The organism is Streptococcus oralis, assembly GCF_964238205.1.
GTDB classification, from domain to species: domain Bacteria; phylum Bacillota; class Bacilli; order Lactobacillales; family Streptococcaceae; genus Streptococcus; species Streptococcus oralis_CZ.
On sequence record NZ_CAXSLF010000005.1, the window covers coordinates 119,878 to 145,628 of the forward strand.

The following is a 25,751-nucleotide window of genomic DNA, read 5'->3' on the forward strand; positions in this document are numbered from 1 at the left end:
AAAGGTTATGCTATACTAGAAATATGTTAGATTTGGAGAAATATGGTGTGACCATGTGGGAAGAGGACAAGATTCTCTCTTTCCGTCAAAAACTATTAGCCTGGTATGACGAAAATAAGCGGGATTTACCTTGGAGACGGAGTAAGAATCCTTACCATATCTGGGTATCTGAAATTATGTTGCAGCAGACTCGAGTTGATACCGTCATTCCCTATTATGAACGTTTTTTAGACTGGTTTTCGACTGTAGAGAGTTTAGCAAATGCTCCTGAGGAACGCTTATTAAAAGCCTGGGAAGGACTTGGCTATTATTCTCGTGTTCGCAATATGCAAACAGCTGCTCAACAGATTATGAATGAATTTGAAGGCAAGTTTCCGTCAACTTATGAAGGTATTTCAAGCTTAAAAGGGATTGGTCCTTATACAGCTGGTGCAATCTCTAGTATTGCCTTTAACCTTCCGCAGCCTGCAGTAGATGGCAATGTCATGCGTGTTTTGGCACGTTTATTTGAAGTCAATCATGATATTGGAAATCCTAGCAATCGCAAGATTTTTCAAGCAATGATGGAAATCTTGATTGACCCAAATCGTCCAGGTGATTTCAATCAGGCTTTGATGGATTTAGGTTCAGATATTGAGGCTCCTGTTAATCCAAGACCGGAGGAGAGTCCTGTTAAGGAGTTCAGTGCTGCTTACCAACATGGGACCATGGATCGCTATCCCATTAAGGCTCCCAAGAAAAAGCCAATCCCTATTTATCTAAAGGCTCTTGTAGTGCAAAATAATCAGGGGCGGTTTCTATTAGAGAAGAATGAGAGTGAAAAACTCTTGGCTGGATTTTGGCATTTTCCCTTGATTGAAGTTGATGAATTCTCAGACCAGACTCAGGACTTGGACCTTTTTAGTCAAGTAGCGGATCCAATTCTAGAACTGGGACCATCTCCACAGGAGAGTTTTGAACAGGACTATGATCTTGAAGTTGATTGGCAAGATCTACGATTTGAAGAGGTCAAGCACATTTTTAGCCATCGTAAATGGCATATCCAGATAATTGCAGGCCGAGTTACTGAAACACAGGAATATGCAGATAGAGAAGTCCTTTGGTTAAGTCCGGAAGAATTTATCAATTATCCCCTAGCTAAACCTCAGCAAAAGATTTGGCAAGCCTACTTGAAAAGAAGCTGCTAGTATCGGTCTTTCGTGTCTTCTTTACATTTTTTTGGTATAATGAGATAAGGAAAAAGGTGACTAAATGAAAAAAATACTAATTGTAGATGATGAAAAACCCATCTCAGATATTATAAAATTTAATATGACCAAGGAAGGTTATGAAGTTGTAACTGCTTTTAATGGTCGTGAAGCTCTTGAACAATTTGAAGCTGAGCAACCAGATATTATTATCTTGGATTTGATGCTTCCAGAGATTGATGGACTTGAGGTCGCAAAAACTATTCGTAAGACAAGTAGTGTTCCAATTATCATGCTTTCAGCAAAGGATAGTGAATTTGATAAGGTTATCGGGCTTGAGCTTGGGGCGGATGACTATGTGACCAAGCCATTTTCAAATCGTGAACTACAGGCCCGTGTTAAAGCTCTTCTCCGTCGTACAGATCTTGTTTCAGTCGATAACCAAGAACCTGAAACGAAATTACAAAGTCTGCAGATTGGCGATTTGGAGATTTTACCAGATGCCTACGTGGCTAAGAAATATGGTGAAGAGTTAGACCTAACCCACCGCGAATTCGAACTCTTACATCATTTAGCTTCTCATCTTGGTCAAGTGATTACCCGAGAACATCTTCTTGAAACTGTTTGGGGATATGACTATTTTGGAGATGTCCGTACAGTAGACGTAACCATTAGGCGTTTGCGCGAGAAAATTGAAGATACGCCAAGTAGACCTGAATACATCCTAACTCGTCGTGGAGTGGGATATTACATGAGAAACAATGATTGAAGTAATTAAACAAACAATTTTGACGAGTGACTTTATCTTTATCCTCATCCTAATTGGCTTTATTATGCTGGTGACTTTTCTCTTACTGGAAAGTCGTCGCGATAATATTCGCCTGAGACAGCTGAATCAGAAGGTCAAGGATTTGATTGCTGGTGATTATTCTCAGGTTTTGGATATGCAGGGAAGTTCAGAGATTACTAATATCACAAACAATCTTAATGATTTGTCAGAAGTAATTCGTCTGACTCAGGAAAATCTCGAACAAGAGAGTAAGAGGTTGCATAGTATCCTAGCCTATATGACAGACGGAGTACTTGCGACCAATCGTCGTGGCCAAATCACCATGATCAATGATATGGCTAAGAGACAACTAGGCATTGAAAGTGATGATGCTCTTAATCAAAATATCCTAGAGTTGCTCAAAATTGAAGAAGAGTATGAGCTGAGGGACCTCATTACCCAAAGTCCTGAGTTGATGATTTATTCGCAGAATCTTAATGGCGAGTATATCAGCTTGCGCGTGCGTTTTGCCTTGATTCGGAGAGAGTCTGGTTTTATCTCTGGTTTAGTAGCAGTCCTACATGATACGACTGAACAAGAGAAGGAAGAACGTGAGAGAAGGCTTTTCGTTTCGAACGTTAGTCATGAGTTGCGTACACCTTTGACAAGTGTAAAATCTTATCTTGAGGCCTTGGACGAAGGAGCCCTGACAGAACCAGTTGCTCCAGACTTTATCAAGGTTTCTCTGGATGAAACCAACCGTATGATGCGGATGGTGACGGACCTCTTGCATCTTTCACGGATTGACAATGCAACTAGTCACTTAGATGTTGAATTGATTAATTTTACGGCCTTTATCACTTTTATCCTTAATCGTTTTGATAAAATGAAAAGTCAAGATGAGGAGAAGAAGTACGAGTTGGTGAGAGATTATCCGATTAACTCTGTTTGGATTGAGATTGATACGGATAAGATGACCCAGGTGATTGATAATATTTTAAATAATGCTATCAAGTATTCACCAGATGGTGGAAAAATCACTGTAAGCATGAAGACTACAGATGATCAGATGATTTTATCAATTTCGGACCAAGGGCTTGGGATTCCTAAAGAAGATCTACCAAAGATTTTTGACCGTTTTTATCGTGTTGACAAGGCAAGAAGTCGTGCTCAAGGTGGTACTGGTCTAGGACTTGCTATTGCTAAAGAAATCGTCAAACAACATAATGGATTTATCTGGGCTAAGAGTGAATACGGTAAGGGTTCAACCTTTACTATCGTACTGCCATACGATAAGGATGCCGTGAAAGAAGAGATTTGGGAGGATGAACTAGAAGACTAGAATGAGTGATATCGGTTTTAAATACAGTATTTTAGCATCGGGTTCCAGTGGAAATTCATTTTACTTGGAAACACCAAAAAAGAAAATTTTAGTAGATGCGGGCCTATCTGGCAAAAAAATTACAAGCCTTTTGAGTGAAATCAATCGTAAACCAGAGGATTTAGACGCTATCTTGATTACGCATGAACATTCAGACCATATCCACGGTGTGGGCGTTCTGGCTCGCAAGTACGGTATGGATCTTTATGCCAATGAGAAAACTTGGCAGGCTATGGAAAATAGTAAGTATCTTGGTAAGGTTGACTCGTCGCAAAAGCATATTTTCGAGATGGGTAAAACAAAAACCTTTGGTGACATCGATATTGAGAGTTTTGGTGTGAGTCATGATGCAGTGGCGCCCCAGTTTTATCGTTTTATGAAGGATGATAAGAGCTTTGTTATGCTGACGGATACGGGCTATGTTAGTGACCGTATGGCTGGCATTGTCGAGAACGCAGATGGCTATCTGATCGAGTCAAATCATGATGTTGAAATCCTGCGAGCAGGATCTTACGCATGGCGACTCAAACAACGCATCCTGTCTGATCTTGGACATCTCTCAAATGAAGATGGAGCAGACGCTATGATTCGTACACTAGGTAATCGTACCAAGAAGATTTATCTGGGCCATTTGTCTAAGGAAAATAATATCAAGGAACTGGCCCACATGACCATGGTCAATCAGTTAGCTCAAGCAGATCTGGGAGTAGGAGTAGACTTTCAAGTTTACGATACTTCCCCAGATACCGCAACACCATTGACGGAGATATAAAAAAGAAGGCACAAGCCTTCTTTTTTATAGACTATTTTACAAGCCAGCAAATTCTTTGATTTCTTGAGCTGACATTGAAGAGTCGCAACGGACATTGATTTGTCCATTTGCAACATGGACGAAGCCTGGTACAGTAGGGATTTCATAGCGTGAGCGGAAGTCTTGTAAAGCTTCAAGTTGACTTGGCTCTTCGCTATTGATGAAGTAGATGTGCGCTTTGGTTTCAGCCACCACACCAGCCAATGTACCAGCAAATTTACGGCAATAAGGACAAGTTTTGCGCCCGATAAAGAAAGTTGCTGTTTCTTGATTGTCAAGTGCTTCTTGAGCACGCGCTACAGTTGTAACTTCAAGATCTTTGATGTTTTCTAAAAATTGTTCCATGAGATTACCTCGCTTTCATTGATATGTCTAGTATGCCATAAAGTTTCTAAAATTGCTCAGTTTTGATACGCGAATAGATGGTGGTGCAGAAAGCAGTAGACTAAGTCTGATTTTCTAGTCCTATATTCCTGTATCTTTAAAGATAAAGCAACTAAAGTTCTGGTCAAAAGAGATAGAAGAAGACATAAATTACAGTCAGCTTTTACTTTATCATCAAAAATAAAGGTCAGGAATTTTCCCGACCTTTATATAGTTGCTTATTTTACAAAGGCATTGATTTCAGCTTCGATGTTAGAAATCTTAGCTTGTGAATCTTCGTTACTTTCACCAACAACTGCAATGTAGAACTTGATTTTTGGTTCAGTACCTGAAGGGCGAACTGCAATCCATGATCCATCAGCAAGCGTGTATTTCAATACATCACTTGGAGGAGTAGTTAAGGCTGTTACAGTGCCATCAGCGGCAGTAGAAGTTTGTGCTTTGAAGTCCTCAGTAATTGAAACTGCTGTTGCGTTAAATTCTTTTGGACCATTATCACGGAATTTAGCCATGATTGCTTTGATTTGCTCAGCACCGTCAACACCAGAGAGGGTAACAGAGATTGTCTTTTCAGCATAGTAGCCGTACTCTTTGTAGATTTCTTCGATACCATCTGCAAGAGTCAAACCACGTGAACGGTAGTAAGCTGCAAGTTCAGCAACAACAAGAACAGCTTGGATAGCATCTTTATCACGGACGAATGGTTTAATCAAGTAACCGAAGCTTTCTTCAAATCCCATCATGTAAGTGTGATTGTGTTTTTCTTCGAATTCTTGGATTTTTTCAGCGATAAATTTGAAACCAGTCAAGACGTTGAACATAGTTGCGCCGTAGCTTTCAGCAATCTTAGTTACCAAGTCAGTTGAAACGATCGATTTGCAAAGAGCTGCATTCTCTGGAAGTGTCCCAGCATTTTTGTGAGCTTCCAAGATGTACTTAGCCATGATGGCACCGATTTGGTTTCCTGAAAGGTTGAGGTAGCTACCGTCTTTTTGAAGGACTTCAACACCGACACGGTCAGCGTCAGGGTCAGTTGCCACAAGAACATCAGCTCCTACTTGGCGACCAAGTTCTTCTGCAAGAGCAAAGGCTGCTTGACTTTCTGGGTTTGGAGATTTAACAGTTGAGAAGTCAGGGTCTGGAGTTGCTTGAGCTTCTACGACTTGAACTGAGTCGAATCCTGCTTGCGCAAGAGCACGACGAGCCAACATTTCACCTGTACCATGAAGCGGAGTGTAAACAATCTTCATGTCCTTACCAAACTCTTCAATTAAAGCTGGGTTGATGTTTACATCTTTAACTTCTTTGAGGTATTCGGTATCGACTGCTTCGCCAATAACTTCAATCAAACCAGAAGCTTTTTCTGCTTCTACATCAGCAACTTCAACAGCAAATGGATTTTCAATAGCACGGATGTAAGTTGTCAAAGCATCAGCATCGTGTGGAGGCATTTGACCACCGTCTTCTCCGTAAACCTTGTAACCATTGAATGGAGCAGGGTTGTGGCTAGCAGTAATCATGATACCTGCGAAGCAGTTGAGGTGACGAACGGCAAATGAAAGTTCTGGTGTTGGACGGAGACTTTCAAAAACATAAGATTTAATACCGTGTTTAGCAAGAACTGCTGCAGATTCAAAGGCAAATTCTGGAGAAAAGTGACGGCTATCATAAGCGATGGCTACACCACGTTCTTTTTCGTTTCCACCTTTTGACTCAATCAAACGAGCTAAACCTTCGGTTGCTTGACGAACAACGTAGATGTTAATGCGGTTAGTACCAGCACCAATCAGTCCACGCATACCTGCAGTACCAAATTCAAGATTGGTATAGAATGCGTCTTCTTTAGTTTTCTCGTCCATGTTTTCCAAATCTTGACGAAGGTAATCTGGAAGTTCTGCGAAATCAAGCCATTTTTGGTAATTTTCTTGATAAGCCATAGGAAATCTCCTTTAATATATAATCTAATCGCTTACATTATACCACGATTTGAAGTTTTAGTAAAACGTTAGCGTGAGTTTAAATGTAAGAAATTTACTTTTATTTAGGTACTTCAAAATTTGATTATTTTTTTAATTTTATACTATTTTTTTACAAAATTCATTAGTCGTAGACAGAGGAAAAATGTAAATTTGTAATGAATAAATGAATATTTTATAAAAAAGCAAGTGTTAAGAATATTTCCGTTTATCACTTGATACATAAAGGAATTCTTTAATGTGTCAAATAAATTTCTTTGAAAAAATTAGAAAATATTACATAAATTTAAGATATTTTTAATAATTTCGGTTTCTATTTTGACATTTATTCTGTGTATGGTAGAATATAATAAATAATTAAAGGAGATTTTCTATTTATGAACAAAATTCTTAAGCATTCTGCTTTAGTTTTATCAGCATTAGCGCTAGTTGCTTGTGGATCAAACAAAAAAGCAAGCGATAACGGTACTGCATCAAACTCCAACTTTGAAGTTTCGGTTAAAGATGGAATGTATGTTTTGCCCAAAGATGAAGATTCCTCTTCTCATTACCTTGCTCTTCAAGTAGAAATTAAAAATAATCGTGATAAAAAGTTTAGTTTTACAAACAGAGATATCACACTCTACAATGAAAAAGATGAAAAGGTTGAACCAATCCAAGTTTATGAATCAGATAGTAAAACTAAATTTATGGACTATGGTGATAGCCTCTCTAAAGGTAAGAGTGTAGCTGGTTATGTTGTTTACGAAGTTGATAAGGATGCTAAATATGAGCTTCACTTTGCACCAAGCTTTTATGAAGATGTAAAAGAAAATGCAAAAGAGAATAATGACGTAGCTATCAAGGTTGATCCAAGTAAATATGAAGATCATATCGATGAAGCGAAAGAAGCAATGAAAAAATATGTTGATGCTGTTTTTCTTGATGGAGAAAACACTGGAGGAGCATCAAACGTAAGTTTCACTAATGAAAAAACTCAAATTGTCGCACTCGATGATAAAAAATCAGATAAGTCCGAAGACAAGAAATCTGAAGATAAAAAGTCTGATGATAAGAAGTCTTCTAACGAAACCGATGGTATCTCAAATGATGTGAAGACTGACCGAGAAGAATTCATTAAGAAATTTATCGAGTCATTTGGTAAAGGATTCTATAACTACAAGCCTTCTGATGCAGAACTTCGTACCTTTGCAGAAGCATATATCAAAGCCAATGCTAAAAGAGCAAAAGTAGACTATAAAGTAAAAACTTATCTTCCAGACTACGCGGTTATTTATGTAAGACCTGAAACAATTGACTTAGATAATTTGAATGTTCATGAATTAAGTCGTAAATTCTATGAAGAAAATAAAGGTAAATACAGCAACTACTCAGAAGCTATGAAAGCTGGCGAGAAATACATTTTAGAGAATGCACCAAGTCAATTTGACTCAACTCCTCTTGATACTAGTGATAGTATGAAAAGAGAAGGGTATGAAATTAAAATGACTAAGAAAGATGGTAAATGGACTATCGATACATCTTCTAAAAACTATGATTTAAAAGATATGGCTCGCACATTCCGTGGAGGCATCGGTTACTAATATAAAAAGTTCGAGTGAAAAGCTCGAACTTTTTTAGTTAGAATTGTTAAAAATGGAAAAAGATAGTAAAATAGTTACATGATTATTTTACAAGCTAATAAAATTGAACGTTCTTTTGCAGGAGAGGTTCTTTTTGATAATATAAACCTACAAGTGGATGAAAGAGACCGAATTGCGCTCGTTGGAAAAAATGGTGCAGGAAAGTCTACATTACTCAAGATATTGGTTGGAGAAGAGGAGCCAACCACTGGTGAAATCAATAAGAAAAAAGATATTTCCCTCTCTTATCTAGCACAGGATAGTCGCTTTGAGTCTGAAAATACTATTTACGATGAAATGCTACATGTATTTGATGACTTGCGTCGTACTGAAAGACAACTTCGACAGATGGAGTTGGAGATGGGGGAAAAGACTGGTGCAGAATTAGACAAACTTATGTCTGACTATGATCGCCTATCAGAAAATTTCCGTCAGGCTGGAGGATTTACCTATGAAGCCGATATTCGCTCTATCTTAAATGGATTCAAGTTTGACGAGTCCATGTGGAAGATGCGAATCGCTGAGCTTTCCGGTGGTCAAAATACCCGTTTAGCTCTTGCCAAAATGCTCCTTGAAAAGCCTAATCTCTTGGTCTTGGACGAGCCGACTAACCACCTAGATATTGAAACGATTGCCTGGTTAGAAAACTATTTGGTCAACTACAGTGGTGCCTTGATTATCGTCAGCCATGACCGTTATTTCCTCGATAAGGTTGCGACCATAACACTCGACTTAACCAAACATTCTTTAGATAGATATGTAGGAAACTACTCAAGTTTTGTGGAGCAGAAGGAGCAGAAGCTCGCAACTGAAGCCAAAAACTACGAAAAACAGCAGAAGGAAATTTCTGCCTTAGAAGACTTTGTTAATCGAAATCTCGTCCGTGCTTCAACGACCAAACGTGCCCAATCTCGACGCAAACAACTGGAAAAAATGGAACGTTTGGACAAGCCTGAAGCTGGTAAAAAATCAGCTAATATGACTTTCCATTCTGATAGAGTATCTGGTAATGTTGTTTTGACAGTGGAGAATGCTGCTATTGGCTATGATGGTGAAATCTTATCAGAACCCATCAACCTTGATCTTCGAAAGATGAATGCTATTGCCATTGTTGGTCCTAACGGTATTGGTAAGTCAACCTTTATTAAATCCATTGTGGACCAAATTCCCTTTATCAAGGGTGAGAAGCGCTTTGGTGCTAATGTTGAGGTTGGTTACTATGACCAGACTCAGAGCAAACTGACACCGAGCAATACAGTCTTAGACGAACTCTGGAATGATTTTAAATTGATACCTGAACTTGAAATCCGTAATCGCCTAGGTGCCTTCCTTTTTTCTGGTGACGATGTTAAGAAATCTGTTGGGATGCTGTCAGGTGGAGAGAAAGCTCGTTTGCTTCTAGCTAAACTTTCAATGGAAAATAATAACTTCCTGATTCTAGACGAGCCGACAAACCACTTGGACATCGATAGCAAGGAAGTGTTGGAAAATGCCTTGATTGACTTTGATGGGACCTTGCTTTTTGTCAGTCACGACCGCTACTTTATCAACCGTGTAGCGACTCATGTGCTAGAATTGTCCGAAAATGGATCAACCCTTTATCTAGGTGATTATGACTATTATGTTGATAAAAAAGCAGAGCTAGCAGCTAGCCAAGCGGAAGAAGCGGCAGCATATAACCAAGAAAAAGAGGCTTCTCCAGTTAATGACTACCAAGCTCAAAAGGAGAGTCAAAAAGAACTGCGTAAATTGATGAGACAAATTGAGAACCTGGAGGCAGAAATCGAAGAACTGGAAACTCAAGCCCAAACTATCTCTGAACAAATGCATACCACCAATGATGCAGATGAACTCATGCAATTACAAGCAGAACTGGATAAAATTAGCCATCGTCAAGAAAAAGCAATGCTAGAGTGGGAAGAATTATCGGAGCAGGTGTAAGATGGAAAATCTTGGAAAAGTTTTTCGTGAATTTCGAATCAGTAAAAATTACTCTCTAAAAGAAGCTGCAGGAGAGGCCTGTTCGACCTCCCAATTATCCCGCTTTGAATTGGGGGAGTCGGATCTGGCTGCATCTCGTTTCTTTGAAATATTAGATAATATTCATGTGACGATTGAGAATTTTATGGATAAGACTAGAAATTTTCAACATCATGAGCATGTCGGCTTGATGGCTCAGATTATTCCACTTTACTACTCAAATGATATTGCAGGTTTTCAAAAACTTCAAGAAGAACAACTTGAAAAGGCTAAGAGTTCAACAAATCCCCTCTATTTTGAGCTGAACTGGATTTTGTTACAAGGTCTGATTTGTCAAAGAGATGCTAGCTTCACTATGAAGCAAGGTGCTCTGGATAAGGTGGCAGATTATCTTTTCCAAACGGATGAATGGACCATGTATGAGTTGATCCTCTTTGGCAATCTCTATTGCTTTTATGATGTGGACTATGTTGCTCGACTTGGTAGAGAAGTGATGGAGAGGGAGGATTTCTACAAAGAAATTGGTCGCCATCGAAAACTGGTCTTGATTTTAGCTCTTAATTGTTACCAGCATTGTTTAGAACATCTTGCTTTTGAAAATGCCAGCTACTTTGAAGCTTACGTAGAGAAGATTATCGGTAATGGTATCAAACTGTATGAGCGTAATATTTTCCATTATCTAAAAGGCTTTTCCTTGTACCAAAAAGGACAGTGTAAAGAAGGTTGTAAGCAGATGAAAGAGGCCATGCGTATTTTTGACCTACTAGGTCTTCCAGAGCAAGTAGCCTACTATCAGGAACATTACGATAAATTTGTCAAAGATTAATTTTCCCAAATATGGGAAAAATGAGAAACTCCTTCAAGTTTTGATACAATAGTTTCAAAACTTGAGAGGAGTTTTTATGAATCGATATGCAGTACAGTTGATTAGTCGTGGAGCTATAAACAAGATAGGAAATATGCTCTATGATTATGGAAATAGTGTTTGGTTGGCATCGATGGGAACGATTGGGCAAACCGTTCTAGGGATTTATCAGATTTCTGAACTCGTTACATCCATTCTAGTCAATCCTTTTGGTGGAGTAATTTCAGATCGTTTTTCCCGTCGCAAGATTTTGATGACGACCGACTTGGTTTGTGGAATTCTTTGTCTGGCTATTTCTTTTATAAGGAACGACAGCTGGATGATTGGAGCTTTGATCTTTGCTAATATTGTTCAAGCAATTGCCTTTGCTTTTTCTCGGCCTGCCAATAAAGCTATTATCACAGAGGTGGTAGCAAAGGACGAGATAGTGACCTATAACTCTCGCTTAGAGTTAGTTTTGCAGGTTGTTGGTGTTAGCTCTCCTGTGCTTTCTTTTCTTGTTTTACAATTTGCAAGTCTTCATATGACGCTCTTACTAGATGCTTTGACTTTTTTCATTGCTTTTGCACTAGTTGCTTTACTTCCAAAAGAAGAACCAAAGGTTCAAGAGCAGAAGAGTTTCACCGGGAAAGATATTTTTGCGGATATCAAAGATGGCTTGCACTATATCAGGCATCAAAAAGAAATTTTCTTTCTCTTGTTAGTGGCTTCCAGTGTGAATTTCTTTTTTGCAGCTTTTGAGTTTTTGCTCCCTTTTTCAAATAAACTTTATGGTGTAGACGGAGCCTATGCAACTATCTTAACCATGGGTGCAATTGGCTCAATCATCGGAGCATTGATTGCAAATAAATTTAAATCGAGCATGAATACACTTTTGTTCTTATTGATCCTCACAGGAGTAGGAGTTTTCATGATGGGCTTACCACTGCCTAATTTTCTTACTTTTTCAGGAAACCTAGTTTGTGAATTATTTATGACAATTTTTAATATTCACTTCTTTACTCAGGTACAGACCAAGGTTGATGGAGACTATCTGGGGAGGGTATTGAGTACCATTTTTACACTGGCAATTCTCTTTATGCCGATTGCGAAAGGTGTAATGACATTTTTACCAAGTGTGCAATTAGTTTCCTTTTTAATCATCGGACTTGGAGTTATTTTACTTTCGTTGGTATCAATGTTCTATATTCAAAGACAAGGGTAACACAAAAAAAGCAACAGCGTCGTTGCTTTTTTTGTTTTCATCTATCCACCCTGAGGGAATCGAACCCCCATCTCAAGAACCGGAATCTTACGTGATATCCATTACACTAAGGGTGGAAACTTTAATTATTATATCAAAAAAGAGAGCTGAACTCAAGTTTTTTCTAGGCTTAGCAAAAGGTGAATAAAAAAAGGATTCAGTATTGAAACGAATCCTCTATATGATTATTTTTTCTCAAGAAGAGCTTTGATTTCTTGAAGAACTTCCAACTCAGTTGGACCAGCAGGTGCCTCTTCAGCGACTTCTTCTTTTTTACGAAGATTTTGAGCTTTTTCCATTGCTTTAATCACAAAGAATAGAACAGTACCAACAACTAGGAAGTTGATAATAGCACTCAAGAATTTACCATATGTAACACCATTCCAGGCAAGCTCAGCGATGTTTTGTACTTTCGCAGCTTCCAAGGCTGGGTTCAATAGGAGTGGAGTGATGATATCATTAACAAATGAAGTAACGATAGCACCAAAAGCAGAAGCGATGATCACACCGACAGCAAGGTCTACAACGTTACCGCGGAGCAAAAATTCTTTAAGATCTTTTAACATTTTCTTTTTCCTTTCGAAATTTTTACAATCTAAATTATAACTTAATCATCTGTTGAATGCAAGAAATATGCTTAGTGTTTTTTAAAAACAAAAACTTTACTGAAGATATAGTTGAGGATTATGATTGTAACTTGTGCAAAAATAGTCTCAATTGTATTGATAGTATTGAAATTATCACCTACAAACTGACCGATAATATGGGGGAAACTCGTCACAAAAATAAAGGTTAGAAGCAGGTCTAAGAGGAAGGTAATGAATCTTGCGGTCGTAAATTTTATCAGACGCTTGAACCAATTTTTTCGTTTCTGTTTAAAAACAATGGTATCATTTGTGAAAAAAGCAAAAAGAATTCCAGCTATATTTCCCAGAGCAGTCGCCCATAATTCTTGTTGGCAAAGGTAAAAAATTGTGATACGAACAATGATCGAAACAAGTGTAGTTGCAACCCCGAAAAATAAGTAGGAGAGGATTTCATTATCGAAAAAATTTTTTATGCATGTTTTCATAAAAATAGTATAGCATAAAGGACATAAATGTGCTATACTTGAAAGGTTGACTTGTTCAACCCTTGGTGCTTAGCTTCTTTCACCAAGCATATTATACGCGGGTTAATCGCTAAAGGAGAATAATAGATGAAAAAACTTACTGTCCGTGATTTGGCAGATATTGCCATTGTCGCAGCAATTTATGTGGTTTTGACAATCACACCACCCCTTAATGCTATCAGTTACGGTGCTTATCAGTTCCGTATCTCTGAAATGATGAATTTTCTTGCCTTTTACAATCCTAAGTACATTATCGGTGTTACTCTTGGATGTATGATTGCTAATTTCTTCAGTTTTGGAATCATCGATGTCGCAGTTGGTGGAGGCTCTACGCTTGTCTTCCTAAGTCTAGGCGTATGGTTGTTTAGCAAATACAGCAAAGACTATCTTTTTAATGGATTGATTCGTAAAGATCATTTCTTCTTTTCAATTCTTTTTTCGATTTCAATGATCACCATTGCTGCTGAATTGAACATCGTAGCAGAAGCACCTTTCTTCTTAACTTGGTTTACAACTGCTATCGGAGAATTCGCTTCACTCATTGTTGGTGCTATTCTTATTGGAAAAATCGGTAAACGTCTTGATTTGACTAGATAATGAAATCACATCAAGTATTCATGAAAAGGTCTGAACTCTGTTCAGTCTTTTTCTTATTTTTCTATAGACCCAGACTCTCAACAAAAGTGGTATAATAAAGAAAAAAGGAATTATTTTAATATGTATGGTTATCGTATTTCAGTTTTTGAAGTCCTTTGGAAAAATCAGGTCATTAGATTTTTGTTAATTTTTTTAGCACTATTTTATTTCTATCTTTTTTTCCAAAGAGTTAAGACATCCTTAAAAAGTGGTGGGAGTATGTTGGATCCTTTTCATATTGCAAAGGGAAGATTATACATTCACACGATTATTCTTTTTAGAAAAAGGATTGTTCCTCTAGCTGAAATTAGACAGATTGATATTGATTACGTTCGAGGGAGAAGAATGAATGGGGACAGGTATCATCTGTACTTTACAAGGAAAGATGGAAAATCTTTTACTTTTCATTTTGGAAAAAGCAAAAGAAACGAGGAGTTATTGAAAAATCTTGCCAATGTGGCCAAGAAGTGCCATATTAAAATCTATTATTATTATTAAGAGTCGATTGCTAAAATTGAATTGTTGTCACTTGTGACAATTGTCAAAGCCAGGAGAGTAGCTAATATGAATCAACTACAAGTAATAAGAGAAGATAAACAACTAAGATTTTTATTGATGCAAGAATGCGATATTCTCTTTTATGACCAGTTGAAAGAGGTTGAATTTTCTCAGAACAATGAAGTTTATTCTCTTTCGCCCATAGCCTTTGCTAAAGACGGTAGTGGGGGAGAATATGTAATTCTTGAGGATGAGAGTATCGGCTTTATAGGGAGTGAAGGCCAAGTTGGGAGAGTGGCAGAAAGCCTTGATGACCTGCTTACTTTCTTACTTCATGCTGGTTCTATCTCAGACTTTTCCTGTCGTTTGCTCTATCAAAACAAGGATTTGTTGGTAAAATTCTGTCAAGGATTTCTCAAAAAAGCACGAGAAAACTACCAGTCAAAAGGCGAAGAGTGGGATAAAGTGAGAGCTGGACTTGCACAAGAGTTGAGACTTGAATTTAAGCCAGAGAAACTGCAAGAGTTAGCCTTCAATTTTTATCAATCAGCCATAAGAACTCCACTATTTACTTGTAAATATGGTCATGGTGAGAATGAATATGTCTGCGATTCTGTTTTGTCAGATATTGTCGGCTTGTGGGTTTCAGAGCTGTTAGGGTTGACTGCAGAAGAAATTGAATCTTTTGCTGCTAGTAAAAACATTCAAATGTAAAGAACAAAAATATATTTTTACTTAACTGCACTCTATTTAATCTTCTAGGTGCTTTAATTTCTGGATGGTTCTTTGCAAATTCGTCAGCATTTTCACATCTGACTCGCGATAGATATTTACCAAAACTAGTAGCTAAGAAATTAGTGCGTCCAACTGAATTAGTTCTACTTGAAGGTATTCTCGCCAATGTGTTTGTTAATATCGCCATTCTGTCTTCAATCTTATTCAAGAATGCGTCTGCAAAACTTTGGATTATATTGTCAGCAATTTCTATGTTTGTATTTTTATCAAACGAACATATTGCTACAAATTTAGCTTCTTTTAGTATTATTAAATTCAGCATTGTTGCTAATGAAGTTTAGCACTTTGAAATTGCAAATATTCTCTGTCATTGGGGAGTCACCTTTATTGCTAACTTAATAGGTGGTGGGCTTTTGATTGGTTTACCATATGCCTTTTTAAACAAAAACGAAGACAGTTATGTAGATTAAAATTTCAATAGAAGGAGAGAGATTCACTTGGTTTCTCTCTTTTTATTTTTCTTTTTTGAAAAAATATATTAAATATTAGAAATAAAGCTAGGAGTTCAGGAATTTTTTTAAAAAATATTTGAAGTCTAAAAACTTAATACTACAAGGATGTAAACGATTCCGATATTTTAAAAAATATTTTTAATTGATTTAGGAAAGCCTTCCCATTATATCGATTTTATGTTATAATATTCACAAATAAAAGTTTTAGGAGTTTATATGGTCTCATCAGAATTTATTTCAAAAATAGAATTTGCTTGTAAGAAAAAGGAAAGTCTTTACAGTAAAAGTAAATTCAAATATGCAATTCGCTCAATGTTTGCGGGTGCTTTCTTAACTTTCAGTACAGCTGCTGGAGCTGTTGGTGCTGATTTGATCAATAAGATTGCACCAGGTAGTGGACGTTTCCTCTTCCCATTTGTTTTCGCTTGGGGGTTGGCTTACATTGTCTTCTTTAATGCTGAATTGGTAACGTCAAACATGATGTTCTTAACAGCGGGTAGTTTTTTGAAAAAAATTAGCTGGAGAAAAACAGCTGAAATTCTTCTATATTGTACTTTCTTTAACTTAATTGGTGCACTTATCGCTGGTTGGGGATTTGCTCATTCAGCAGCTTACGCTAATTTAACACACGATAGCTTTATTTCTGGAGTTGTAGAAATGAAGTTGGGTCGTTCAAATGAACTTATCTTGCTTGAAGCTATCTTGGCTAATGTCTTTGTAAATATCGCGATTCTTTCATTCGTTTTAGTTAAGGATGGTGGAGCAAAACTTTGGTTGGTTCTTTCAGCCATTTACATGTTTGTATTCTTAACAAACGAGCACATCGCCGCAAACTTTGCATCATTTGCTATTGTGAAGTTCAGTGTTGCTGCTGATTCAATCGCAAACTTCGGTATTGGAAATATTCTTCGTCACTGGGGTGTAACCTTCATCGGTAACTTTATCGGTGGTGGTCTACTCATGGGATTACCTTACGCCTTCTTAAATAAAAACGAAGATACATATGTAGATTAAAAGTTGGATTCATTCCAACTTTTTCTTTTTGTTTATCCATGCTATAATGAAAGTAGAATAGATAAATATAAAGGAATAACATGAACGAGATTAAATGTCCCAATTGTGGCGAAGTATTTACAGTCAATGAAAGTCAATATGCAGAACTACTTTCTCAAGTTCGCACTGCAGAGTTTGATAAGGAATTGCATGAACGAATCAAGCAAGAATTGACATTAGTGGAGCAAAAGGCCTTGAATGAACAGCAGGCAAAACTGGCTCAAAAGGATCAAGAAATTGCCCAGCTTCAAAGTCAAATTAACAACTTTGATACAGAAAAAGAATTGGCAAAAAAAGAAGTAGAGCAAACTGCTAGTCAAAGCCTGCTAGAGAAAGAAAAAGAAGTCCAAGCGCTGGAGAATCAGTTAGCTACCTTGCGCTTGGAGCATGAAAATCAACTACAAAAAACTCTTTCTGATCTTGAAAAAGAACGCGATCAGGTCAAAAATAAGCTCCTTTTACAAGAAAAGGAAAATGAGCTTTCTCTGACTTCAGTTAAGCAAAACTATGAAGCCCAACTTAAGGCAGCAAATGAGCAGGTTGAATTTTACAAGAATTTCAAGGCGCAACAATCAACCAAGGCAATCGGTGAAAGTTTGGAACACTATGCGGAGAGTGAATTCAACAAGGTTCGTAGTTTTGCATTTCCAAATGCCTATTTCGAAAAGGACAATAAGGTTTCTGCTCGTGGTTCTAAGGGCGATTTTATTTTCCGTGATTTTGATGAAAATGGACTAGAATTCATTTCCATCATGTTTGAGATGAAAAATGAAGCAGACGGGACAGAGAAGAAACATAAAAATGCAGACTTCTATAAAGAGTTGGATAAGGATCGTCGTGAGAAAAACTGTGAGTATGCAGTTTTGGTAAGCATGCTTGAGGCTGATAACGACTACTTCAATACTGGGATTGTCGATGTTAGTCACGAATATGAGAAGATGTATGTCATTCGTCCTCAATTCTTTATCCAACTGATCGGGCTCTTGCGTAATGCGGCTCTTAACTCTCTAAAATACAAGCGGGAGTTAGCACTCATCCGGGAACAGAACATTGATATTACTCATTTTGAGGAAGACTTGGAAGCTTTCAAGGTAGCCTTTGCTAAAAACTACAATTCAGCTTCCGTCAACTTCGGCAAGGCCATCGATGAAATCGACAAGGCCATTAAGCGTATGGAAGAAGTCAAGAAATTCTTGACCACATCAGAAAACCAACTCCGACTGGCTAATAACAAGCTGGATGATGTTTCGGTCAAAAAATTAACCCGAAAGAATCCAACCATGAAGGCTAAGTTTGAAGCCTTGAAGGGGGGATGAGGAAATAAGATATGAAAGATGACATTAATTATGGAAATTTGACAGATGATGTAACCGAGGCTATAAAAAATTTTAACTTAGTAATTTTTATTGGCGCAGGAGTTTCAATTGCTCAAGGTTATCCCAATTGGAACAATTATATTGAACATCTTATCAAGTATTGGCAAGGACAAGTTTTATCTGAAAGTAGTGAAAAAAGTCTTGGGAGAGAGCATCATATAGTTTTTGATTTAATTAGCAAATCTAGTATTAGTAATAAACGTAAAGTAGATCTAGTAAACTATGAATTAAAAAAAATTTTTGGTGATGATTTTGAAAAGCGAAGACTAGATTTTGAAAAAGGATATTTCAAAAATCTACTACCATATTCAGTAGTTAATCAAACTGTAGAATCATTAGCGACTTTAAATGCAATATTTATCACTTCTAACTACGACTATGAAATTGAAAATCATATTAAACGTTTAAAGAATTCGGTAGTTACTATAAATGATCTTAATGAATTTGTCACGAACAAAGATGGAAAGTTACAATTTGGTGACGTTCTACATATCCATGGGACACCAGATTGTGATGTCAATTATTTTGTGAGCTCATCAGCAGATTATTCAAAAACATATTTAAAAAATAGGGATAATTTTGAAAATCTAGTAACTTGGTTTAAAGAGACAAAACCTACAGTTTTATTCATCGGAGCAGGTCTTGAAGAAGATGAAATTTTATCTTTACTTTGTGAAGATAGTAAGAACTATGCCTTGATGAAGTCAGAGAACACAGGTAATCAAAGAGCTGATGAACATTATAGAGATCTTGTTGAGGAATTTTTTAGTTCAGAAAATCATACTCAGATTATATGGTACGGCGATAAATTTGAGGATTTATCAGCTTTTGTAAAAAAATTAGTTGCTGATATTAATAAAAAAATGGGTACTCATGATTTATATAATAATTGGAATAATCTTTTGAACCCTTCGTTACTTCAAGAAGAGTATAATAAAAATTTAGATAGTATTTCTAATGATTTTAAGTATCTATCATCTATTTTAGATAAGGTTATTGAAAATGATAATAATCAACTAGATCAGCTAATGTTAAATGCTCTGCTTCGGGGTGATGCTCTAACAGTAATTAAAAAAAGTTTTGTCCTTGCATTTTGGAAGTTTATTGCTAAAAATATTGAAAAGTTAAGTGATAATGACTGGGAAGTAATTTACAAAATAATTTCTAAAGGTTATCAAAATTACTTTATTGATGATGTATTCTTTGTCTATAATTATGCGAAAGATAAAAAAATTTCTAGCTTTACAAATAATAAGCTAAATGAACTGAGAAAAATTATATCGCGAGATGAAGATATCGTTAACTCTAGCTTTAATAAAGATACAACTCTTTTGGGGTATTGGCTAGTAAGTACTTTTGAACAGCAAAATCGTGATTTATATTTAGAGGAAGATAGTAATATAGAAGTTAATCTAAATACTGAATGTGTTAACAAACTAACATCCATACTAAATAAATCAGAATTTTCAAGGTATAATTATTATCCAATAAACTATCAACTAGAAGAGTATGGTAATGTTGAATTTATCTATAAGCTAATTAAGTCCAGAAGACTATTTATTGAAGAGAAAGAGTTTTTAGAAAGTGCCTCAGAAGATCTATTAAGTATTAAACTAATTCAAAAATTGCTTGTTCAATTGGATAACGAAACTAATTTAGATTTAGAATTTATAAGGAGGTTAATGGATAAAATTGATTTTTCTGATATTCACTTTGGAGAGGAATTAAATACGTTTATCAAAGAACACAGAAGTATTATTAAAGAAAAAAATATTGAAACACCAGAAAAGCCTTATAGAAATTGGATTTCTTCAATAGAAGGAGGTTTTGTTTCACAGTTTTCCTTTTTAACTCAAGAAAATCTTGTAGAGTACGATGAATCTAGACTATTAGAGATATTAGTCAACGCAGAAAAGGAACAAAGAGGTTCTTCGTTTTTAGAAGAAAAAACGATAGATGAAACGGAGAATTTCCTGATTAATGTTTTAAAAGAATCAAATGAAATTTCTAAAAAGGTTTCTAATTTATTGAAAGATCATATAGCTGACTTATATCCAAAATATAAGAGATTATATGTGAAAATTATCAGTTCTCCTGAAATAGAAGAAAATTTAAGAAATATTGTAAGAGAAGAATATTTAAAAAAATTCAACAAAGAAAGTTTTGATTCTAATGATAGGAAATTTTTTGAATATTATATAAAACAACAAAATACGGATATAGATATTTTTGAAAAATTACTTAGTACTGATGCAAATAAACTTTCATCTTCAAGAGATGATAATAATCAATTAAATATGTTTCATTATGTAAATAGTGAACTGGGATTATATTTGCAATCTTTGATTACACTCTTTAAAAATCAACCAAAATATGTAGATCAAATTATTCAGAAAATAGATTCTTTAGATGATTCTGAGTATAAGGAGCTTTCTCAAGGGATTTTGTTAAACTTATATGATTTTAGAACTATTAATGTAACTTATCATACTTTTTTAGGATTCTGCTATTCTCATTCGATATTTAATATAGAAATTGCAAATATATTTAAGGATGTTGTTAAAAATATTTTAAAAGAAAAAATCAAAGACAATCAAATTCTTGATAGGGTTTATTTAGTCGCTTTAGACAGCGTAGATCCAACAATTGATTCATTTTCTTTATCAAAGAATAACTATGGTCAAATGATAAACATCATTTTTACAGAAGACTATGAATTTAGATATTCTAAACAATGGTTGCGAGAATTATTCAAACATTCTTCAAGAGTGAACTATTTAGAAACAATTTCAAACTTATTCCATAGAGAAGACCTTAAAAAGGACAAACTATATCTATTTTTCAAAGAACTTGATAAAATTATCGGAAATTATAGTTTTAAATTGACTCTACATAGAATTAAATATAATCTAAATCGAGAAAATAATGAATATTTTGATTTGATTAGAGACTTTTTCTTAGTGTTGCTAAAACATGATAAGTTAGAAAATGATATCTTCTATTTTGAAACAGTAAAGGATATTCTTCCTCAATTGTCTTCAAAAGAAAGATTAGATGTATTACGAGAAATTCAAAGACAGAGCAATTGTACTCCTCCAGAGATTGAAAAAGTACAAAGAATTATAGAAAATTTGAATTTGCAAGAGTGAAATAAAAGCTGGAAGACGTTTCAGTCAAAAAACTAACTAGGAAAAATCCAACCATGAGAACCAAGTTTGAAGCATTGAAAGGAAAATAGAAAGCAAGACATGAACGGTATTATCAACTTAAAAAAAGAGGCGGGGATGACCTCGCATGATGCAGTTTTCAAGCTGCGTAGGATTTTAGGAACTAAGAAGATTGGTCATGGAGGGACTTTAGACCCTGATGTTGTCGGTGTTTTGCCGATTGCCGTCGGTAAGGCAACCCGCATGGTCGAGTTTATGCAGGACGAGGGTAAAGTCTATGAAGGAGAAATAACTCTTGGATATTCTACAACAACTGAAGACGCTAGTGGTGAAGTTGTTGCAGAGACACCAGTATTGTCTCCCTTAGATGAAAAGATAGTTGATCAAGCGATTGCCAGTCTGACAGGTCCGATCACTCAGATTCCACCTATGTACTCGGCTGTCAAGGTCAATGGTCGCAAACTCTATGAGTATGCGCGTGCTGGTCAGGAAGTGGAGCGTCCAGAACGTCAGGTGACGATTTATAGTTTCGAAAGAACCAGTCCTATTTCCTATGTGGAGAATCTTGCTCGATTTAGTTTCCGTGTAAAATGTAGCAAAGGGACTTATATCCGTACCTTGTCAGTTGACTTGGGAGAAAAACTTGGCTATGCAGCTCATATGTCTCATTTAACACGAACAAGCGCTGCAGGCTTGCAGTTAGATGATGCTTTGACCTTGAATGAAATTGAGGAAAAGGTTCAAGCTGGTGAGTTAGACTTTCTTCATCCATTAGAGATTGGAACAGGTGACTTAGTTAAGGTGTATTTGACCCCAGAACAAGCAGAAGAAGTGCGTTTTGGTCGCTTTATTGAATTGGAGCAAACTGAGAAGGAATTGGCTGGTTTTGAAGGTGATAAATTATTAGCCATTTTAGAGAAACGGGATCATCTTTATAAACCAAGAAAGGTTTTCAATTGATTAGAGCTGGTGGAAAAATTGCAAACTGATGTTTAGTTTAAAAAAGCTGATAGACAGTCTAGTTTAGAAGAGAAATTATTTTGAAAAAGGGTTGAAAACACGGTGATATTTGACAGTTTTGCTTGCTTATGATAATATTTAAATAAAGAAAAGCTAGAAAACTTTCAGAGGATATTATGAGTATTGAGATGACTGTTAGTGAGATTGCTGAGGTCTTGGGCTTGTCCCGCCAAGCAATCAATAACCGTGTCAAGGAATTACCTGAAGAAGATACGACTAAAAATGATAAAGGAGTCACTGTGGTAACTCGCAGTGGCTTGATTAAGCTTGAAGAAATCTACAAAAAAACTATTTTTGAAGATGAACCTGTTAGTGATGATGTGAAGCAACGTGAGTTAATGGAGATTCTTGTTGATGAAAAGAACGCTGAAATCATCCGTCTTTATGAGCAGTTAAAGGCTAAAGACAAACAGTTAGCTGAAAAAGATGAACAGATGCGTGTCAAAGACCGTCAAATCGCAGAAAAAGATAAGCAATTGGATCAACAACAACAGTTAACCCTACAAGCCATGAAGGACCAAGAAAACCTTCAGTTGGAGTTGGATCAGGCTAAGCAAGAGGTACAAGCAACGAAGAAAGGCTTCTTTGCTCGCTTATTTGGAGGATAAGAAAAAACTGCTTGGTTTCTAGGTATAACCAAGTAGTTTCTTTTTACACATACAGTAAGGAATGGATAAGATGGAAAAATTAAGAGATTACATTTCATTTGATTTGGAATTTAATAAACACCAAGATAAAACTCACTTGATTCAGGTATCTGCGGTCCGTTTTAAAGATGGTGAAGAAGTAGGAGCATTTGATTCATATGTTCATACGGACGTACCATTGAAAAGTTTTATCAATGGTTTAACGGGTATCACTTCTGAAACCTTGAAAGATGCACCGATGGTGGAGGAAGTTCTTAAGAATTTTCAAGATTTTGTAGGCGAATTACCCCTTGTTGGATACAATGCAGCCAAGAGTGATTTACCGATTTTGTTGGAGCATGGTTTGGATTATACTAGCCAATATCAAGTCGATCTCTATGATGAAGCTTTTGAACGACGTAGTTCTGATCTTCACGGCATTGCAAATCTCAAGTTACAGACTGTGGCTGAATTTCTAGGATTCAAGGGCCAATCTCATAACAGTTTAGAGGATGCGCGAATGACTGCGCGTGTTTATGAAGCTTTTCTAGAATCTGATGAAAGTAGAATCTTACTGGACTCCAAGAGTAGTCTAAACTCTAATCCTTTCGGTGGTTTAGATTTATCACAGCTGTTTGATTAGGAGGTTTTATGAAACCTGAAAAACCTAAAAAATTGGGTTTTAAAAAGATTTACCTGAATCTGGATAAAATCCTCTTTCTATTTTTTCTAATCTTCATGCTGGTAGATTATATTTGGTTGCCATTGAACTCATTGATAGCAGGCTTTTTACTAAGTCAGACGGGCTATTTGTTTATTTCCTATAACAATGTTTTTGAAATTTTAAAACATGCGCCTTTAGTCAGCTTTGGTTTTTTAATCTTAATAGCCATTAACCTTTTAGTAGCTTATTTTCAAATTAGTCTTCTCTTCATTGGGGCTCGGCACCTTCTCTATCATGAGAAACGAACCTTGATTGAATATAGTCGCAAGGTATTTCGTGAAAGTATAGCCTTCATGAAACGTCTGACTCTTTCTAAGGCTTTGTTTATCTTCGTTTATATCGCTATGATTTTTCCGTTTATCAGGAAAATTTTTAAAATTTATTATTTTAATAAAATAGTGATACCTGAGTTTATTCAGACCTATATGGAAGATAAATACTGGATGTGGTGGTTATCTATTTTTATCTTAAGTATCCTATTTCTCTACATCTCTGTAAGAGTGATGTTTGCCCTTCCGAAAATTTTTTATGATAAGATGACAGTCAAGGATGCTGTAGTCTACAGTCTAGAAAAAACCAGGAATCATTTTTGGTTTTACGCTTGGCATCTTTTTCTAATTCTTGTCAAAACAAATCTTTTCTTCTATTTGCTTTTAATACCTCTATTGTTGATACAGTCTTTAGTGGATGGTCTCACACATCGAGAATCATTGGTTCTTGCTATTTCGAACTATATATTGATTAAAAATATCCACTATATGGCTTTGACTTACTTCTTGGTTAAGTTTACCTCCTTTTTAACTGGTGAGGAGTTGGATATTATGCCAAGACGAAAGAAAGATCATCTCATGAGATGGGGTGTAATGGGGTGCGCCAGTGTCTTCTTTGCGATTGAGGGTTATGTTTATCTAGAAGCACCCGTAGTCAACCCTCCACTTGTCATCTCTCACAGAGGTGTCTCAAATGGAAATGGTGTCCAAAATACAGTTGAATCCTTAGAAAAAACAGCTCAGTTAAAACCAGATTTAGTTGAGATGGATGTACAAGAAACTAAGGATGGTCAGTTTGTCATGATGCATGATGCTAACCTAAAAAGTTTAGCGGGATTAAATGTAACACCGCAAGACTTAACTTTAGATGAGTTGAAGCAATTAGATATTTATGAAAATGGTTATCAGACCAAAATATCCAGCTTTGATGATTATATAAATCGTGCCAATGACCTTCATCAGAAATTGCTGATCGAAATAAAAACAAGTCGAAAAGATAGTGCTCAAATGATGGATCATTTTCTAGATCAATATGGGGCAAAGATCAAAGTCTATGGGCATCAGATGCAATCTTTGGATTATCATGTTATTGAAAAAGTAACTCAGTATGATAAGGAAATTCCAGTCTATTTCATTCTGCCCTACAATTCCGTTTTTCCAAGAACGAATGCTACAGGTTATACCATGGAATATTCTACCTTAGATGAATATTTTGTAACCAAGCTTTGGAATACAAAACAAAAACTCTATGTATGGACAATCAATAGTTCGGAATCCTTTGATAAATCCCTACGTTTGGGAGTAGATGGCATGATTACGGATAATTTGGAAATGGTACAAGAAGAACTTGAAACTGCCCAGGAAGATCCTGAATATACGGACTTGCTTCTCAAGAAAGCAACAGAAATATTTACTTTCTAGGTAAGACAAAAGAGGCTGAATTGAACATCAGCCTCTTTTTATGCTATTAGAATGGTAATTTACCAGCAAAAGCCCCTAGTTTCTTTTTAGTTGCTTCATCAATTTGCTCAAGAGCAGCATTGACTGCTTGAACTGTCATATCTGATAGAGTTTCAATATCTTCTGGGTCAACAACTACTGGATTGAAGTCAATCCTAACAATTTTCTTGTCTCCTGTTAGTGTAGCAGTTACAAGGTTTTGGGCAGAAGTTCCAACAAATTCTGTAGCAGCAAGTTCAGCCTGACTTTGCTCCATTTGTTTTTGAAGTTTTTGAGCTTGACGCATCATGTTTTGCATATTCATCATGGTGGTGTATGGCTTCCTTTTCTTTTATTTTCCCTATT

23 protein-coding genes, 1 tRNA gene, 2 pseudogenes and 1 riboswitch are annotated in these 25,751 nt (G+C 36.1%); of the genes and pseudogenes, 20 read left to right on the forward strand and 6 right to left on the reverse strand.

The annotated features are described in order from the left end of the window. The first annotated feature begins 23 nt into the window (after positions 1 to 23). From mutY to ACESOD_RS07865, 4 genes are all read left to right on the forward strand, one after another. Positions 24 to 1,187 carry an A/G-specific adenine glycosylase gene (gene mutY, locus ACESOD_RS07850; protein WP_049508495.1) on the forward strand — a complete coding sequence of 388 codons (1,164 nt, stop codon included), beginning with the start codon at positions 24 to 26 and terminating at the stop codon, positions 1,185 to 1,187. Between the two features lie 64 nt (positions 1,188 to 1,251). Further along, positions 1,252 to 1,956 (forward strand): response regulator YycF, encoded by a 705-nt coding sequence (gene yycF / locus ACESOD_RS07855; RefSeq protein ID WP_049508493.1) that lies wholly within the window; start codon positions 1,252 to 1,254, stop codon positions 1,954 to 1,956. Further along, entirely contained in the window at positions 1,949 to 3,298 is a 1,350-nt protein-coding gene (gene vicK, locus ACESOD_RS07860) for a cell wall metabolism sensor histidine kinase VicK (RefSeq protein ID WP_373094819.1), read from the forward strand. Before yycF ends, vicK begins: the two co-directional genes overlap by 8 nt. A 1-nt stretch (position 3,299) precedes the next feature. After that, the gene (locus tag ACESOD_RS07865) at positions 3,300 to 4,109 is read left to right on the forward strand and encodes an MBL fold metallo-hydrolase (RefSeq protein ID WP_045763287.1); all 810 of its coding nucleotides are present in this window, start codon (positions 3,300 to 3,302) and stop codon (positions 4,107 to 4,109) included. Between the two features lie 36 nt (positions 4,110 to 4,145). Here ACESOD_RS07865 and ACESOD_RS07870 read toward each other — a convergent pair whose 3' ends face one another. Beyond that, positions 4,146 to 4,493, reverse strand: coding sequence for a thiol reductase thioredoxin (locus ACESOD_RS07870; RefSeq protein WP_049526571.1), 348 nt, complete (start codon positions 4,491 to 4,493; stop codon positions 4,146 to 4,148). 257 nt (positions 4,494 to 4,750) lie between these two features. Then, a complete protein-coding gene (locus tag ACESOD_RS07875) occupies positions 4,751 to 6,469 on the reverse strand; it encodes a phospho-sugar mutase (protein WP_373094823.1) in 1,719 nt (572 codons plus the stop codon). 416 nt (positions 6,470 to 6,885) lie between these two features. Between ACESOD_RS07875 and ACESOD_RS07880 the strand changes: the two genes are divergently transcribed. The 4 genes from ACESOD_RS07880 to ACESOD_RS07895 all read left to right on the forward strand — a co-directional run bounded on the left by ACESOD_RS07880 (position 6,886) and on the right by ACESOD_RS07895 (position 12,179). Then, positions 6,886 to 8,091 (forward strand): DUF4352 domain-containing protein, encoded by a 1,206-nt coding sequence (locus ACESOD_RS07880; protein ID WP_373094826.1) that lies wholly within the window; start codon positions 6,886 to 6,888, stop codon positions 8,089 to 8,091. A gap of 78 nt (positions 8,092 to 8,169) precedes the next feature. Then, positions 8,170 to 10,071 carry an ABC-F family ATP-binding cassette domain-containing protein gene (locus ACESOD_RS07885; RefSeq protein ID WP_373094829.1) on the forward strand — a complete coding sequence of 634 codons (1,902 nt, stop codon included), beginning with the start codon at positions 8,170 to 8,172 and terminating at the stop codon, positions 10,069 to 10,071. A 1-nt stretch (position 10,072) separates the two neighbouring features. After that, positions 10,073 to 10,936 carry an XRE/MutR family transcriptional regulator gene (locus ACESOD_RS07890; protein WP_373094832.1) on the forward strand — a complete coding sequence of 288 codons (864 nt, stop codon included), beginning with the start codon at positions 10,073 to 10,075 and terminating at the stop codon, positions 10,934 to 10,936. 76 nt (positions 10,937 to 11,012) lie between these two features. Further along, positions 11,013 to 12,179: an MFS transporter gene (locus tag ACESOD_RS07895; RefSeq protein WP_373094834.1), complete on the forward strand. Its 1,167-nt coding sequence runs from the start codon at positions 11,013 to 11,015 to the stop codon at positions 12,177 to 12,179. A gap of 44 nt (positions 12,180 to 12,223) precedes the next feature. Here ACESOD_RS07895 and ACESOD_RS07900 read toward each other — a convergent pair. The 3 genes from ACESOD_RS07900 to ACESOD_RS07910 all read right to left on the reverse strand — a co-directional run bounded on the left by ACESOD_RS07900 (position 12,224) and on the right by ACESOD_RS07910 (position 13,290). Then, a tRNA-Arg gene (locus ACESOD_RS07900) sits at positions 12,224 to 12,295 on the reverse strand. A 108-nt stretch (positions 12,296 to 12,403) separates the two neighbouring features. After that, positions 12,404 to 12,784, reverse strand: coding sequence for a large conductance mechanosensitive channel protein MscL (gene mscL / locus ACESOD_RS07905; protein ID WP_049502776.1), 381 nt, complete (start codon positions 12,782 to 12,784; stop codon positions 12,404 to 12,406). A gap of 71 nt (positions 12,785 to 12,855) precedes the next feature. Continuing rightward, the gene (locus ACESOD_RS07910; RefSeq protein WP_373094837.1) at positions 12,856 to 13,290 is read right to left on the reverse strand and encodes a GtrA family protein; all 435 of its coding nucleotides are present in this window, start codon (positions 13,288 to 13,290) and stop codon (positions 12,856 to 12,858) included. A gap of 28 nt (positions 13,291 to 13,318) precedes the next feature. After that, positions 13,319 to 13,416: riboswitch (PreQ1 riboswitch) on the forward strand. Between ACESOD_RS07910 and ACESOD_RS07915 the strand changes: the two genes are divergently transcribed. The 12 genes and pseudogenes from ACESOD_RS07915 (at position 13,417) to ACESOD_RS07970 (ending at position 25,367) form a co-directional block, all read left to right on the forward strand. Beyond that, a complete protein-coding gene (locus ACESOD_RS07915; protein ID WP_371558959.1) occupies positions 13,417 to 13,926 on the forward strand; it encodes a QueT transporter family protein in 510 nt (169 codons plus the stop codon). A gap of 120 nt (positions 13,927 to 14,046) precedes the next feature. After that, a complete protein-coding gene (locus ACESOD_RS07920; protein ID WP_075228357.1) occupies positions 14,047 to 14,463 on the forward strand; it encodes a hypothetical protein in 417 nt (138 codons plus the stop codon). Positions 14,464 to 14,529: 66 nt separating this feature from the next. Beyond that, on the forward strand, positions 14,530 to 15,177 hold the full coding sequence (locus tag ACESOD_RS07925; protein ID WP_373094841.1) for a hypothetical protein: 648 nt from the start codon (positions 14,530 to 14,532) through the stop codon (positions 15,175 to 15,177). A 17-nt stretch (positions 15,178 to 15,194) separates the two neighbouring features. Further along, a pseudogene (locus ACESOD_RS07930) lies at positions 15,195 to 15,668 on the forward strand (formate/nitrite transporter family protein); the annotation flags it as partial. Between the two features lie 258 nt (positions 15,669 to 15,926). Further along, entirely contained in the window at positions 15,927 to 16,724 is a 798-nt protein-coding gene (locus tag ACESOD_RS07935; RefSeq protein WP_373094844.1) for a formate/nitrite transporter family protein, read from the forward strand. An 80-nt stretch (positions 16,725 to 16,804) separates the two neighbouring features. Continuing rightward, entirely contained in the window at positions 16,805 to 18,079 is a 1,275-nt protein-coding gene (locus ACESOD_RS07940; protein ID WP_373094846.1) for a DUF2130 domain-containing protein, read from the forward strand. A gap of 11 nt (positions 18,080 to 18,090) precedes the next feature. Further along, entirely contained in the window at positions 18,091 to 21,288 is a 3,198-nt protein-coding gene (locus ACESOD_RS07945; protein WP_373094849.1) for a hypothetical protein, read from the forward strand. Between the two features lie 5 nt (positions 21,289 to 21,293). Then, positions 21,294 to 21,377, forward strand: a pseudogene (locus tag ACESOD_RS07950) (DUF2130 domain-containing protein); the annotation flags it as partial. A 10-nt stretch (positions 21,378 to 21,387) separates the two neighbouring features. After that, positions 21,388 to 22,266 (forward strand): tRNA pseudouridine(55) synthase TruB, encoded by an 879-nt coding sequence (truB, locus tag ACESOD_RS07955; protein WP_373094851.1) that lies wholly within the window; start codon positions 21,388 to 21,390, stop codon positions 22,264 to 22,266. Positions 22,267 to 22,442: 176 nt separating this feature from the next. Beyond that, positions 22,443 to 22,934 (forward strand): chromosome segregation protein RocS, encoded by a 492-nt coding sequence (rocS, locus tag ACESOD_RS07960; protein WP_000021254.1) that lies wholly within the window; start codon positions 22,443 to 22,445, stop codon positions 22,932 to 22,934. Positions 22,935 to 23,004: 70 nt separating this feature from the next. Then, on the forward strand, positions 23,005 to 23,595 hold the full coding sequence (locus tag ACESOD_RS07965) for a 3'-5' exonuclease (protein ID WP_373094855.1): 591 nt from the start codon (positions 23,005 to 23,007) through the stop codon (positions 23,593 to 23,595). Between the two features lie 8 nt (positions 23,596 to 23,603). Next, entirely contained in the window at positions 23,604 to 25,367 is a 1,764-nt protein-coding gene (locus tag ACESOD_RS07970; RefSeq protein WP_373094857.1) for a glycerophosphoryl diester phosphodiesterase membrane domain-containing protein, read from the forward strand. A 46-nt stretch (positions 25,368 to 25,413) separates the two neighbouring features. Here ACESOD_RS07970 and ACESOD_RS07975 read toward each other — a convergent pair whose 3' ends face one another. Continuing rightward, positions 25,414 to 25,713 carry a YbaB/EbfC family nucleoid-associated protein gene (locus tag ACESOD_RS07975; protein WP_373094860.1) on the reverse strand — a complete coding sequence of 100 codons (300 nt, stop codon included), beginning with the start codon at positions 25,711 to 25,713 and terminating at the stop codon, positions 25,414 to 25,416. Positions 25,714 to 25,751 lie beyond the last annotated feature (38 nt).

Bases quoted from the DNA above. Each gene is read 5' to 3' on its own strand.
- mutY (WP_049508495.1), top strand. From the start codon at position 24: ATGTTAGATTTGGAGAAATATGGTGTGACCATGTGGGAAGAGGACAAG.
- yycF (WP_049508493.1), top strand. From the start codon at position 1,252: ATGAAAAAAATACTAATTGTAGATGATGAAAAACCCATCTCAGATATT.
- vicK (WP_373094819.1), top strand. From the start codon at position 1,949: ATGATTGAAGTAATTAAACAAACAATTTTGACGAGTGACTTTATCTTT.
- ACESOD_RS07865 (WP_045763287.1), top strand. From the start codon at position 3,300: ATGAGTGATATCGGTTTTAAATACAGTATTTTAGCATCGGGTTCCAGT.
- ACESOD_RS07870 (WP_049526571.1), bottom strand. From the start codon at position 4,493: ATGGAACAATTTTTAGAAAACATCAAAGATCTTGAAGTTACAACTGTA.
- ACESOD_RS07875 (WP_373094823.1), bottom strand. From the start codon at position 6,469: ATGGCTTATCAAGAAAATTACCAAAAATGGCTTGATTTCGCAGAACTT.
- ACESOD_RS07880 (WP_373094826.1), top strand. From the start codon at position 6,886: ATGAACAAAATTCTTAAGCATTCTGCTTTAGTTTTATCAGCATTAGCG.
- ACESOD_RS07885 (WP_373094829.1), top strand. From the start codon at position 8,170: ATGATTATTTTACAAGCTAATAAAATTGAACGTTCTTTTGCAGGAGAG.
- ACESOD_RS07890 (WP_373094832.1), top strand. From the start codon at position 10,073: ATGGAAAATCTTGGAAAAGTTTTTCGTGAATTTCGAATCAGTAAAAAT.
- ACESOD_RS07895 (WP_373094834.1), top strand. From the start codon at position 11,013: ATGAATCGATATGCAGTACAGTTGATTAGTCGTGGAGCTATAAACAAG.
- mscL (WP_049502776.1), bottom strand. From the start codon at position 12,784: ATGTTAAAAGATCTTAAAGAATTTTTGCTCCGCGGTAACGTTGTAGAC.
- ACESOD_RS07910 (WP_373094837.1), bottom strand. From the start codon at position 13,290: ATGAAAACATGCATAAAAAATTTTTTCGATAATGAAATCCTCTCCTAC.
- ACESOD_RS07915 (WP_371558959.1), top strand. From the start codon at position 13,417: ATGAAAAAACTTACTGTCCGTGATTTGGCAGATATTGCCATTGTCGCA.
- ACESOD_RS07920 (WP_075228357.1), top strand. From the start codon at position 14,047: ATGTATGGTTATCGTATTTCAGTTTTTGAAGTCCTTTGGAAAAATCAG.
- ACESOD_RS07925 (WP_373094841.1), top strand. From the start codon at position 14,530: ATGAATCAACTACAAGTAATAAGAGAAGATAAACAACTAAGATTTTTA.
- ACESOD_RS07935 (WP_373094844.1), top strand. From the start codon at position 15,927: ATGGTCTCATCAGAATTTATTTCAAAAATAGAATTTGCTTGTAAGAAA.
- ACESOD_RS07940 (WP_373094846.1), top strand. From the start codon at position 16,805: ATGAACGAGATTAAATGTCCCAATTGTGGCGAAGTATTTACAGTCAAT.
- ACESOD_RS07945 (WP_373094849.1), top strand. From the start codon at position 18,091: ATGAAAGATGACATTAATTATGGAAATTTGACAGATGATGTAACCGAG.
- truB (WP_373094851.1), top strand. From the start codon at position 21,388: ATGAACGGTATTATCAACTTAAAAAAAGAGGCGGGGATGACCTCGCAT.
- rocS (WP_000021254.1), top strand. From the start codon at position 22,443: ATGAGTATTGAGATGACTGTTAGTGAGATTGCTGAGGTCTTGGGCTTG.
- ACESOD_RS07965 (WP_373094855.1), top strand. From the start codon at position 23,005: ATGGAAAAATTAAGAGATTACATTTCATTTGATTTGGAATTTAATAAA.
- ACESOD_RS07970 (WP_373094857.1), top strand. From the start codon at position 23,604: ATGAAACCTGAAAAACCTAAAAAATTGGGTTTTAAAAAGATTTACCTG.
- ACESOD_RS07975 (WP_373094860.1), bottom strand. From the start codon at position 25,713: ATGATGAATATGCAAAACATGATGCGTCAAGCTCAAAAACTTCAAAAA.